Source organism: Marinitenerispora sediminis, assembly GCF_003336425.1.
Lineage (GTDB): Bacteria > Actinomycetota > Actinomycetes > Streptosporangiales > Streptosporangiaceae > Marinitenerispora > Marinitenerispora sediminis.
The window spans coordinates 1-11,948 of record NZ_QEIO01000029.1; the positions used below are offsets into that span (position 1 = coordinate 1).

Consider the following 11,948-nt stretch of genomic DNA (forward strand, 5'->3'; position numbering starts at 1 on the left):
GTTCTGTGCCGGCCCACCGTTTGGCCCGCTCCCGCCACGCCGCGGCCAGGTCCTCCACGGAGTCGATCTCGACGACCAGCCACCCCGCGCCGGCGAGCCGGTCCCGGGCCTGCCGCGCCGAGGCGGGAGCGGGCCAAACGGTGGGCCGGCACAGAACGGCGACCCGGGTCCGCGCGTCCGCCCGGCCGACCTCGGCGAGCGCGTCGGCCTCGGCCGCCTGGAGGGCGCCGAGCACGGCGACGACCACTCCGCGGCCGGACGCGGACGCCCGGCACAGCCGCTCGACGGCGCCGTGCAGGGTGGGCGAGGGCACCGGCCGCACCACCGCGAGCGCGTCCAGCACGCCCTCGGCGCGGCCGACCGCGCCGACTTCGGTCTCGCCGGCGAGCAGCCGCAGCTCCTGGCCGGTGCCAAGCAGGTGCACGGCCACGGAGGCGGCGGCCGACACCGCGGTCTCCAGCGAGGAGTCCGGCCCGCCGCCGCCGTGCGCGCAGGCCCGGACGTCGAGCAGCACCGAGCTGTGCTCGCGCCAGCGCCGCTCCTCGCGGCGGACCATCAGCTCGCCGTGCCGCGCGGTCGAGCGCCAGTGCACCCGGCGCAGGTCGTCGCCGTGCCGGAACTCGCGGGGCAGCGTGTCGTCCTCCCCGCTCCGGGCCATGGAAGGGGTCCGGCTGGACCCCTCGTCGGCGGAGCCGCCGCGCGGCAGGCCGTCGAGTGCGACCACGGTCGGCGTGACCAGCAGCGAGACCCCCGACCCCAGGCGCCGCTCCACCTGTGCGCACCCCAGCGGATCGCGGAACGTCAGGGTGAGCGGGCCGACCGGGAAGCGCCCCCGGACCTGCGAGCGCACCCGGTAGCGCAGTTCGCGGGTCTCCCCCCGGCGCAGCCGCCCGAGGGCGAACCGCGGCGGGCCGCCGAGGGTGTGCGGGAGGGCGTCGTCCACGAGCACGCCGCTCGCCGGCAGGACCGAGCCGGTGTTCGCGACCCGGATCACCACGCGGGCGTCGCCGCCCACCGGCACACGGGCGGGGGTGAGCTCGCGGTCGTGCGTCACCAGCCGGGGTGCGCCCAGGACCGAGAGCGCGGACAGCAGCGGCAGCACGGTGACCAGCACGCCGACCCGCACCAGGTCGCGCTCGCCCACCGCCAGCGCGCCCGCGACGATCACCGCGCCCACGCACAGGAACACCCGGCCACGCGCCGTGAAGGCGCGCAGGAACGTCACCTCGCCACCTCCCGCCCGCGCGGCGGGGCGGTCCTCGCCCGTTGTTTCATGGAGGTCCGGTGCGCTACCGCCGGTCGGGGACGGGGAGCCGGGCGACGAGGTCGCGCACGACCTCCTCCGGCAGCCGGCGCTCCAGCTGCGCCTCGGCGCTCGGCAGCAGCCGGTGCGCGAGGACCGGCACGGCGAGGGCCTGGACGTCGTCGGGGATCACGTAGGAGCGGTTGTCGAGGGCCGCGAAGGCGCGGGCCGCGCGGACCAGGTGCAGAGTGGCGCGCGGGGAGGCGCCGAGCCGCAGGGCCGGGGAGGTGCGGGTGGCCGAGACGAGGTCCACCACGTAGCGCCGCACGGCGGGCGAGACGTGGATGGCGCGGACCCGCTCGACCATGGCGCGCACGTCCGCGGCCGTGGCCACGGGGCGCAGCCCGTCCAGCGGGGAACGCGCGCTGTGCGTGTCGATCATGTCGAGTTCGGCCTGCGCGGCGGGGTAGCCGACCGCGATGCGCGCCATGAACCGGTCGAGCTGCGCCTCGGGCAGGGGGTAGGTCCCCTCCATGTCGACCGGGTTCTGGGTCGCCACGACCATGAACGGCCGCTCCAGGGGGCGGGTGGCACCGTCGACGCTGACCTGCCCCTCCTCCATGCACTCCAGCAGCGCGGACTGCGTCTTGGGGGACGCCCGGTTGATCTCGTCGCCGACGACGATGTTGGCGAACACCGGGCCGGGCTTGAACTCGAACTCGTGGCGGTCGCGGTGGTAGGCGCTCACCCCGGTGATGTCGCTGGGCAGCAGGTCCGGCGTGAACTGGACGCGCTGCACCGAGCAGTCGACGGCCCGGCCCAGCGCCTTGGCGAGCATGGTCTTGCCGACCCCCGGGATGTCCTCGATGAGGAGGTGTCCCTCGGCGAGCAGCACGGTGAGCGCGATGCGCACGATCTCGGACTTGCCCTCGATCACCGTCTCCATGGCCGACCGGATCCGCTCCGCGGTGGCGAGGACCGCCCCGGCGTCCTCCGGTGCCCCCTCGACGTCCGTGGCCCGCGTATCGAGTGACACGTGTCCCCTCCCGCAGCGGCTGGTGTGTCGCAACGAGGCTAGGCGCAAAGCGGAGGTTTGCAAACCTGGATCGCCCGCCGGACCGGGCGCGCAACGCCCGGTGCCGCCGGGCTTCGCGCCCGGTCGCCGCGGCCCGCGCCCGCCGCGTGCCCGGGCGCGCCGGGCACCGGCCCCCGGCCGCCGCGCTTCGCGGCGCGCGGTCCGGCCCGCCGCGCGTGGCCGCGGTGGGCCGCCGGCGGGGCCCCGCGGGCGCTCCCGCGCGCCCGCCCGCGGCGACCTGCGGCTTTGGCGCCGCCCCCGCGGTGCGCCGGGGGTTGAATCTGTTGACCGTGGGGGATAGTGGAGTACAGTGGAGCATCGTGGAGAAGGGGACTACTCCACGGAGGTACGGGAGGTGCGGCCGGTGTTCCTCGGCACACACACTCCCCGCCTCGACGAGAAGGGGCGGTTGTTCCTTCCGGCGAAGTACCGCGACGAACTGTCGGGGGGACTGGTGATCACGAAGGGCCAGGAGCGCTGCCTCTACGTGTTTCCCGTGCCGGAGTTCGAGCGCGTCACCGAGGCTCTCCGCTCCGCTCCCGTCACCGCCAAGGCAGTGCGCGACTACAGCCGCGTCTTCTTCGCCAGCGCGTCGGACGAGGTGCCCGACAAGCAAGGGCGCGTCACCATTCCGGCGGGCTTGCGGACCTACGCCGGCCTGAGCCGCGAATGCGTGGTCATCGGGGCCAACACGCGCCTGGAGATCTGGGACGCATCGGCCTGGGCCGCCTACGAGGCCGAACAGGAACAGGCATTCGCGGATCTGTCGGAGGAGGTGTTGCCGGGGGTGCTGTGACCGCACGGCATCGCCCGTCGGCCTCGACACCCGGCGCGGTGATCCGGAGGTCACGACCAAGCCCTGTCTGGTTCCGGCCTCCAGGCGCGACCACGGCCAGCTGACGCATCTTCCCCGGCGCCAGGTGGTCCCTCGGGTCCGCGTCTGGAGGCTGACCGGGGCAAGTCCCCAGGGGGAGGACGTCCGCGGGGGCGGACGTCGAAGGGGCCGCACGCGGCACGGACCGCACGAGGCGGCCGAGACTGGCAACGAGGAGTCGGGGGACACTGTGCTCATGGGCGAAACCGAGGCGGCGCACGTTCCGGTCATGCTGGACCGGATCGCGGAGCTGCTCGCGCCCGCGCTCGCCGCCCCCGGAGCGGTCCTCGTCGACGGCACCCTGGGGCTCGCCGGCCACTCCGCCGCCCTCCTCGCCGCGCACCCCGGCCTGCGGCTGGTCGGCGTGGACCGCGACCGCACCGCGCTGGCCCGCAGCGAACGCCGCCTCGCCCCCTTCGGCGACCGGGTGCACCTCGCGCACGCCGTGTACGACGAGATCCCGCGCGTCCTCGACGGGTTCGGCATCGACCGCGCGCACGGCGTGCTGCTGGACCTCGGCGTCTCCTCACCCCAGCTCGACGAGGCCGAACGCGGCTTCGCCTACTCCTACGACGCGCCGCTGGACATGCGGATGGACCGCACCCAGGACCGCACCGCGGCCGACGTCGTCAACGGCTACTCCGCCGCCGAACTCACCCGCGTCCTCCGCGACTACGGCGAGGAGCGCTTCGCCGCCCGCATCGCGCACGCCATCGTCCGCGAACGCGCCGCCGCGCCCATCGCCTCCACCCGCCGCCTGGCCGAACTCGTCCGCGAGGCCATCCCCGCCGCCACGCGCCGCACCGGCGGCAACCCCGCCAAGCGGACCTTCCAGGCGCTGCGCATCGAGGTCAACGCCGAGCTGGCCATCCTGGAGCGCACGCTCCCCGCCGCCATCGGGCGGCTCGCTCTCGGCGGCCGGATCGCGGTGCTGTCGTACCACTCCCTGGAGGACCGCATCACCAAGCGCGCCCTCGCCGCCCTCTCCACCGACACGACCCCGCCCGACCTCCCGGTCCCGCTGCCCGACCGGCAGCCGGAACTGCGCCTGCTCACCCGGGGCGCCGAACTCCCCTCGGACGAGGAGAACGCCCGCAACCCGCGCGCGGCGTCGGCCCGGCTGCGGGCCGCCGAACGCATCCGGGAGCGGTGACCCGGAGGTCGGAGACGACGGTGGAACGCGTCCGCCGGCGGAGGGGCCGGGACGCGAGCTGAGTGACAGGGAGGCGGGAGGCCATATGAGCACCGCGACCGAGGACCGCGGGCGCGGCGGGACGGGCGGCGGCCCGCGTACCCGCCCGGCAGCCGGGCAGAGCGGCGCCACCCGGGCCGCACCGCCGCGCGCACCCCGCGCCACCCCGCGCCGCACGCCGGCCCGGCCGCGCTCGGCCGCGCGGACCGTCCCGCCGGCGCCCCGGCCGGACCCGGGGGCCGCGCCGCGCATGCCGTTCGTGCTGCTGATCCTCGGCCTGCTCGGCGGTGCCCTCGCGAGCCTGCTGGTGCTGCGCACGGTGCTCACCGAGGACGCCTTCGCCATCAGCCAGCTGCAGCAGGAGAACCGCGAGCTGGCCAACCAGGAGGAGGCGCTGCGCGAGCGGACGCTGCACGCGGAGTCGCCGGAGGCCGTGGCGGAGGCCGCCGAGCGGCTGGGCATGGAACCAGGGGAGGCCCCGCTGTTCATCGAGCTGGAGACCGGCGAGGTCCGGGGCGATGACAGCGGCGGCTCCGAGGAGCTGCCCGGTACCGGCGAGCAGGCGGAGGCGGGGGCGGCCGACTCCGCGGAGCGCGCCCGGTGAGCGAGGCGATCCCGGTGGGGGCGCACCGCCGTGCGACCGGGGCCGTGCGCCGCGTCCCGCACGCCAGCCGGGGGCACGACCGTATTCCGAGACCGGTGAGGAGGCGTCGGTGAGTCCGTCGCGTGAACCGCGTCCCCGCGACCCCCGCAGGCCCGCCGCGTCCACCCGGCGGGCCGCGGCGTCCAGGTCCGCGGGCAAGCCGGGCCGTGCCCGGGCCGGCGGCGAGCCGCCGCGGCGCCGCGCCGCGCGCGAACCGGCGCCGTCCCGCCGGCGCGCCCCCGAGGGAGCCGTCCCGCCGCCGCGGCGGCCCCGCGGCCGCGGCGGCGGCCGAACCCCGGTCCCCCCGCTGCGCCGGCGGTTCCGGCGCGGCAACCCGGGGCGGCGCATCAAGATCGCGGTGCTGCTGATGGTGGTCGTCCTGCTGATCTTCGCCGGCCGGCTGGTGCAGATCCAGGGCATCCAGGCCGCCGACTACGCCTCGGCCGCCTCCGACCTGCGGCTCAACACCATCGACATCCCCACCACCCGCGGCGACATCACCGACGTCAACGGCAACCCCTTCGCCATGTCCGTGGCGGTGCGCACCGTCTTCGTCGACCCGGTGGACGTCCGCGACGACCAGCGCGACGAGATCGTCGACGAGCTGTCGGAGCGCTTCGACCTCGACCCCGACGAGGTGGCGGCCAAGGTCGACGCCGAGCCCAGCCGCTACCAGGTCATCATGCGCAACGTCTCGCCGGCGGAGTGGCGGGAGTTGGACGAGCTGGGCTTCCAGGGCGTGGCCGCGCAGACCGACTACAAGCGCGTGTACCCCGAGGAGACCGGCGCCGCCAACCTCATCGGGTTCGTCGGCAGTGACGGGCACGGCCTGGAGGGCCTGGAGAGCATGCTGGAGAGCACGCTCGCGGGAGAGCCCGGCACCCAGCAGGTCGAGGTCGGCGCCGAGGGGACCCAGATCCCCATGGCGACCGGACTCGCCCAGGAGCCGGTCCCCGGCCGGGACGTGCGGCTCACCCTGGACCAGGACGTCCAGTGGCGCGCGCAGCAGGCACTCGCCGAACGCGTCACCGACCTCGACGCCGAAGGGGGCAGCGTGATCGTCATGCGCCCCACCGGCGAGATCGTCGCCATGGCCAGCTACCCCACCTACGACCCCAACGACATCCAGGACTCGACCCCCGAGCAGCGCGGCAACGGCGCGGTGGCGGTCGCGTTCGAACCCGGGAGCACCAACAAGGTCATCACGGCGGCCGGCGCGCTGGAGGAGGGGCTGACCACCCCCGAGACCGTCTACACGGTGCCCTATGCCATCCAGCGCTACGACCAGACCTTCCGCGACTCGCACTTCCACGAGACCCAGCGGCTGACCCTGAACGGGATCATGGCGCAGTCCAGCAACGTCGGCACCATCCAGGTGGCCGAGCAGCTCGGCGCGGACGGGCTGTACACCTACCTCGGGAAGTTCGGCTTCGGCAAGCCCACGGGACTGGACCTGCCCGGTGAGAACGCCGGCATCCTGACCGACCCCGACGACTGGTGGGGCACCCAGCTCCCCTCGGTCTCGTTCGGGCAGGGCATCTCGGTCAACGCGGTGCAGATGGCCAGCGTCTACGCCACGATCGCCAACGACGGCGTCCGGGTGGAACCGCAGGTCGTCGCCGGGACCGTCGACGAGGGCGGGGAGTTCACCGCGTCCCCCGAGCCCCGCCAGGAGCAGGTCGTCAGCGCCGACACCGCGGAGGAGCTGCGGCTGATGCTGGAGGCGGTCACCGGCGAGGAGGGCACGGCGGAGCAGGCCCAGATCCCCGGCTACCGCGTCGCGGGCAAGACCGGAACCGCCAACCGGGTCAACCCCGAGACCGGGCGCTACGCCGGCGGCGGCTACACCAGCACCTTCGTGGGGATGGCGCCGGCCGACGACCCGGAGCTGATCGTGCAGGTGGTGCTGCACGGCCCGCAGCGCGACTACTACGGGGGCGAGGCCGCCGCACCGGTCTTCACCGACGTGATGTCCTTCTCACTGAAGACGCTGCAGATCCCGCCGACCGGCACGGAGCCGCCCAACATCCGCCTGGAGGAGTGAACCGGCCGCCCCGCCGACGAAGAATTAACCCCCGCCGCCCGCCAGCCGATAGCCTCACGACGTGCCACCGGTAATGCGACCTGACCAGAACCAGCTCCGTCCGCTGTCCGGCCTCGCCCAGCTCCTGGGCGCGGCCCCCACGTCCGGGGACGCCCCGGACACGGTGGAAGGGGAGTCCCGCCCCGTCACGGAGACGACGATCACCGGGATCACCCACGACTCCCGTGCGGTGCGGCCCGGGGACCTCTACGCGGCGCTGCCCGGAGCCAGAGCGCACGGCGCCGAGTTCGCCGCCCAGGCCGCGGCCGCCGGAGCGGTGGCGATCCTCACCGACCCCGCCGGCGCCGACCGCGCCGCCGCGACCGGGCTTCCGGTGCTCGCGGTGCCCGCCCCGCGCGCCCGCCTCGGCGAGGTGGCCGCCTGGGTCTACGGCCATCCGGGCGAGGACCTGCTGCTGATCGGCACCACCGGAACCAGCGGCAAGACCAGCGTCAGCTACCTGGTGGAGTCCGGCCTGCGGGCCGCCGGGCTGCGCACAGGGCTGATCGGCACCGTCGAGATCCGGATCGGCGACGAGCGCGTCGACTCCGCGCTCACCACGCCGGAGGCCACCGAGCTGCACGGCCTGTTCGCCGTCATGCGCGAGCGGGGCGTCGACGCCGCGGCCATGGAGGTGTCGAGCCACGCCCTGGCCCTGGGCCGGGTCGGCGGCGCGAGATTCGACGTCGCCGTCTTCACCAACCTCTCGCAGGACCACCTGGACTTCCACGCGGACCTGCGCGACTACTTCGACACCAAGGCCCGGCTGTTCACCCCGGAACTCGCCCGGGTGGCGGTGGTCAACCGCGACGACCGGTTCGGCCGCGCGCTCGTCGACATGGTCGCGGCGCGCGGCGAGATCCCGGTGACCACGTTCTCCGCCGAGGGCGACCCCGAGGCCGACTGGCGCGCCGTGGACGTCGAACTGGGCCCCGAGGGCAGCGTGTTCCGGGTGGTCGGCCCCGGCGGGCTGGAGGTCGACGCCGCCGTGCGGCTGCCCGGCCCCTTCAACGTCTCCAACGCGCTGGCGGCGATCGTCGGACTCGTCGAGGGCGGCGTCCCGCTGGAGGCCGCGCTGCGCGGCGTGGCCGCCGCCGCGGGCGTCCCCGGCCGGATGGAGCGGGTCGACGAGGGCCAGAACTTCACCGCCCTCGTCGACTACTCTCACAAACCCGGCGCGGTGGAGGCGGTCCTCGGATCCCTGCGGACGGTGACCGAGGGGCGGCTGACCATCGTCCTGGGCTGCGGGGGCGACCGCGACCGCGCCAAGCGCCCGCTGATGGGTGAGGTCGCCGCACGGCTCGCCGACGCGGTCATCCTCACCGACGACAACCCGCGCAGTGAGGATTCCATCACGATCATCACCAGCATGCTGGACGGGGTGGCGAAGGTGCCGGCGGGGGAGCGGGCCCGGGTGACCGTGGAGCCGGACCGCGCAGCCGCCATCGAGATGGCCGTGGAGCGCGCCAAGCCGGGCGACGTGGTGGTCGTGGCCGGCAAGGGGCACGAGCGCGGCCAGTACGTGGGCGACCGCGTGCTGCCGTTCGACGACCGCGAGGTGCTGCGTGATGCGCTGCGATGGCGCGTCGGCGGCTGAGCCCCGGGGTCCAGCCGGAGCGGCTGCGGAGCGGGGTCCAGCCCGAGCGGCTGCGGAGCGGGAAGACTGTCCGAGCGGCTGCGGAGCGGGGTCCAGCCCGAGCGGCTGCGGAGCGGGAAGACTGTCCGAGCGGCTGCGGAGCGGGAAATCCCTCCGAGTGGCTGCGGAGCGGGGTCCAGCCCGAGCGGCTGCGGAGCGGGAAATCCGTCCGAGCGGCTGCGGAGCGGGAAATCCGTCCGAGCGGCTGCGGAGCGGGAAATCCGTCCGAGCGGCTGCGGAGCGGGAAGACTGTCCGAGCGGCTGCGGAGCGGGAGACCCGCGCCCGTGCCGTGCTGCGCCGCCCCGTTCGGATCGTGATCGTGCTGTGAACACGGCGGCGGAACCGGGCGCCGCGGCCCGCGGCGGACAGCCACGGCCCCGTCCGGTCCCGGCGTCCGCCGCCGCACCCACCTGCGGGTTCGTCCGTACCGGGCGGAGGAGGCCGTGGCGGGGCCGACCGGGCGGTGCCGCTCGGGGGCGGGAGGCCCCGTCGGGTGTTTCGGCTGGGACGCAACCCCGATAACCAAACATGTTCTAAGGTAGGTCCGGCAATTGCAGCCCGGCACCGTGGCGTCACCCGCCGCCTTGCGGCTCTTGTGCAGCGAATCCCCATACACAGCACGCTGTCTCGTCGTCGAGGCGCCCCGAAGGCGCGGTGGACCGGGCCCGACATGAGGAGTGGATTTGATCGCGCTGACGCTCGATCGGATCGCTGAGATCACCCAATCCCGCATACACGGATCGGCGCGCCCCGCGGACGTCGTCACCGGTCCGGTCGTGATCGACTCGCGACAGGCTGTCCCGGGAGCGCTCTTCGTGGCGTTGGGTGGCGAGCGGGTCGATGGACATGACTTCGCCGACGCCGCCGTCGCGGCCGGCGCCGCCGCCGTGCTGGGATCCCGGCCGCTGGCGGCGCCGCAGCTGCTGGTCGACGGCGGCGACGCCGAGGTCGTGGCCGCGCTCGGGCGCCTGGCGCGGGCCGTCGTCGGCGAACTGCCGCAGGCCGACATCGTGGGCGTCACCGGATCGTCGGGCAAGACGACCACGAAGGACCTGCTCGCCCAAGTGCTGCGCCGCCTCGGCCCGACGGTCGCGCCCGCCGGCTCGTTCAACAACGAGATCGGCCACCCGCTGACCGTGCTGCGCGCCGACGAGCACACCCGCTACGTCGTCCTGGAGGTCGCCGCCCGCGGACTGGGGCACATCGCGCACCTGTGCCGGATCGCCCCGCCCCGGATCGGCGTCGTGCTCAACGTGGGCAGCGCGCACGTCGGCGAGTTCGGCAGCCGCGCGGCCATCGCCCAGGCCAAGGGAGAGCTCGTCGAGGCGCTGCCCGGCGCCGACGCCGGCGGTGTGGCGGTCCTGAACGTCGACGACGACGCCGTCATCGGCATGGCGGCGCGTACCGCCGCGCGGGTCGTCGGCTACGGGCTCGGCGAGCGCGCCGACGTGCGCGGCCGCGACGTCCGGCTCGGCGAGGACGGCCGCGCCGCGTTCACGCTGCAGATCGGCGCGCGATCGGCGCCGGTGCGCCTCGCGCTCGTCGGTGAGCACCAGGTCCACAACGCGCTGGCGGTGGCCGCCGTCGCGGCCGAGCTCGGCATGGACCTCGACGACATCGCCGCCGCGCTGGGCGAGGCGGGAGCGGTGAGCCGCTGGCGTATGGAGGTCGCCGAGGGCCCCGGCGGCGTGACCGTCGTGAACGACGCCTACAACGCCAACCCGGAGTCCATGGGTGCGGCGCTGCGCACGCTCGCCGCGCTGGCCCGGGCCCGGCGCTCGGTGGCGGTCCTGGGAATCATGGCCGAGCTGGGCCCGGCGCACCAGGTGGAGCACGAGCGCCTCGGGCGGCTGGTCGCCGAGTCGGGGGTCGACTGCCTCATCGCCGTGGGTGAGGAGGCCGCGCCCATCGTGGATGGCGTGCGGAGTGTGGCCGGGTGGCACGGCGAGGTCCGGCAGGTGGCCGACACCGCGCAGGCGGTCGCGGCCCTGCGCGGGCTGCTGCGGCCGGAAGACGTTGTCTTGGTGAAGGGATCACGAGTGGCCGGGCTGGAACAGGTAGCCGAGCAGCTGACCGCCGAGGAGGCCGCCAAGTGACCGGCATTCTCGTCGCCGCGGCGCTCTCCCTCCTGGTGTCGCTGCTCATCATGCCGATGGTGATCCGGATGCTGTACCGGTTCAAGTTCGGCCAGGAGATCCGGGACGACGGTCCCGAGGGCCACAAGAGCAAGCAGGGCACGCCCACGATGGGCGGCATCGTCATCATCCTCGGCGCGGTGATCGGCTACTTCGGTGCCCACCTGGCGTCGATGACCCGGCCCACCGTGTCCGGTCTGCTGGTGATGTTCCTGTTCGTGGGGCTCGGCGCGGTCGGCTTCCTCGACGACTTCATCAAGATCTACAAGCGGCGCAGCCTCGGCCTGCGCAGCGGCGCGAAGATGCTCGGGCAGGCGATCGTCGGTATCGGGTTCGCCGTGGGCGTCACGTTCTTCCCGAACAACTACACCTACACCCCCGGCTCCCCGCACCTGTCCTTCCTCCGGGACTTCGGTCCGGCGCTGGCGCTACCGGTGTTCGCGATCTGGGCGCTCTTCCTGATCGTCGGCTTCTCCAACGCGGTGAACCTCACCGACGGCCTGGACGGCCTGGCCACCGGCGCCACCATCCTGTCGCTGGTCGCCTACGTCATCATCGGCAACTGGCAGCTGCGGCAGAGCTGCGTCAACGCGCTGGAGGCCAACTGCTACACCGTCCGCGACCCGCTCGACCTCGCGGTGGTCGCGGCGGCCGGGCTCGGCGGCTGCATCGGGTTCCTCTGGTACAACGCGCCGCCGGCCAAGATCTTCATGGGTGACACCGGCTCGCTGGCCCTGGGCGGCCTGATCGTCGGTCTCGCCATCACCACCCGCACCCAGCTGCTGCTGCTCATCATCGGCGGCCTGTTCGTGCTCATCACGCTCTCGGTCATGCTGCAGATCGGCTCCTTCCGGCTCACCGGGAAGCGCATCTTCCGCATGGCGCCGCTGCAGCACCACTTCGAGCTGAAGGGCTGGGCCGAGAGTACGATCGTGATCAGGTTCTGGATCATCCAGGGGCTGTTCGTCGGTGTCGGTATCGGCCTGTTCTACCTGGAATGGATGCCGAGGTAACCCCATGGCGGAGATGCCAGCCGGAGCGGCTGCGGAGCGGGGTCCAGCCCGAG

Annotated in this window: 9 protein-coding genes; 7 read left to right on the forward strand and 2 right to left on the reverse strand. The window is 74.2% G+C overall.

Going from position 1 to position 11,948, the window contains the following annotated elements:
• Both DEF28_RS08005 and DEF28_RS08010 read right to left on the reverse strand, forming a co-directional pair.
• On the reverse strand, positions 1 to 1,225 hold a 1,225-nt coding region (locus DEF28_RS08005), incomplete at its 3' end, for a DUF58 domain-containing protein (RefSeq protein WP_114446119.1).
• 64 nt (positions 1,226 to 1,289) lie between these two features.
• The gene (locus DEF28_RS08010) at positions 1,290 to 2,279 is read right to left on the reverse strand and encodes an AAA family ATPase (RefSeq protein ID WP_114396412.1); all 990 of its coding nucleotides are present in this window, start codon (positions 2,277 to 2,279) and stop codon (positions 1,290 to 1,292) included.
• A 403-nt stretch (positions 2,280 to 2,682) separates the two neighbouring features.
• Between DEF28_RS08010 and mraZ the strand changes: the two genes are divergently transcribed.
• The 7 genes from mraZ (at position 2,683) to mraY (ending at position 11,895) form a co-directional block, all read left to right on the forward strand.
• A complete protein-coding gene (mraZ, locus tag DEF28_RS08015) occupies positions 2,683 to 3,114 on the forward strand; it encodes a division/cell wall cluster transcriptional repressor MraZ (protein WP_114396448.1) in 432 nt (143 codons plus the stop codon).
• Positions 3,115 to 3,388: 274 nt separating this feature from the next.
• Positions 3,389 to 4,345 (forward strand): 16S rRNA (cytosine(1402)-N(4))-methyltransferase RsmH, encoded by a 957-nt coding sequence (gene rsmH, locus DEF28_RS08020; RefSeq protein WP_114396413.1) that lies wholly within the window; start codon positions 3,389 to 3,391, stop codon positions 4,343 to 4,345.
• 85 nt (positions 4,346 to 4,430) lie between these two features.
• Complete coding sequence (locus DEF28_RS08025) at positions 4,431 to 4,988, forward strand: hypothetical protein (protein ID WP_181874209.1); 558 nt, start codon at positions 4,431 to 4,433, stop codon at positions 4,986 to 4,988.
• Between the two features lie 109 nt (positions 4,989 to 5,097).
• On the forward strand, positions 5,098 to 7,071 hold the full coding sequence (locus DEF28_RS08030; protein WP_114396414.1) for a peptidoglycan D,D-transpeptidase FtsI family protein: 1,974 nt from the start codon (positions 5,098 to 5,100) through the stop codon (positions 7,069 to 7,071).
• Between the two features lie 73 nt (positions 7,072 to 7,144).
• The gene (locus DEF28_RS08035) at positions 7,145 to 8,707 is read left to right on the forward strand and encodes a UDP-N-acetylmuramoyl-L-alanyl-D-glutamate--2,6-diaminopimelate ligase (RefSeq protein WP_114396415.1); all 1,563 of its coding nucleotides are present in this window, start codon (positions 7,145 to 7,147) and stop codon (positions 8,705 to 8,707) included.
• A 723-nt stretch (positions 8,708 to 9,430) separates the two neighbouring features.
• Positions 9,431 to 10,843, forward strand: coding sequence for a UDP-N-acetylmuramoyl-tripeptide--D-alanyl-D-alanine ligase (locus DEF28_RS08040; protein WP_114396416.1), 1,413 nt, complete (start codon positions 9,431 to 9,433; stop codon positions 10,841 to 10,843).
• Entirely contained in the window at positions 10,840 to 11,895 is a 1,056-nt protein-coding gene (gene mraY, locus DEF28_RS08045; protein WP_114396417.1) for a phospho-N-acetylmuramoyl-pentapeptide-transferase, read from the forward strand. The genes DEF28_RS08040 and mraY overlap by 4 nt, the downstream gene beginning before the upstream one ends.
• Positions 11,896 to 11,948: the final 53 nt, after the last annotated feature.

Excerpts from the sequence above, each read along its gene's own strand:
- rsmH (WP_114396413.1), top strand. The coding sequence starts at position 3,389 with ATGGGCGAAACCGAGGCGGCGCACGTTCCGGTCATGCTGGACCGGATC.
- DEF28_RS08025 (WP_181874209.1), top strand. The coding sequence starts at position 4,431 with ATGAGCACCGCGACCGAGGACCGCGGGCGCGGCGGGACGGGCGGCGGC.
- DEF28_RS08035 (WP_114396415.1), top strand. The coding sequence starts at position 7,145 with ATGCGACCTGACCAGAACCAGCTCCGTCCGCTGTCCGGCCTCGCCCAG.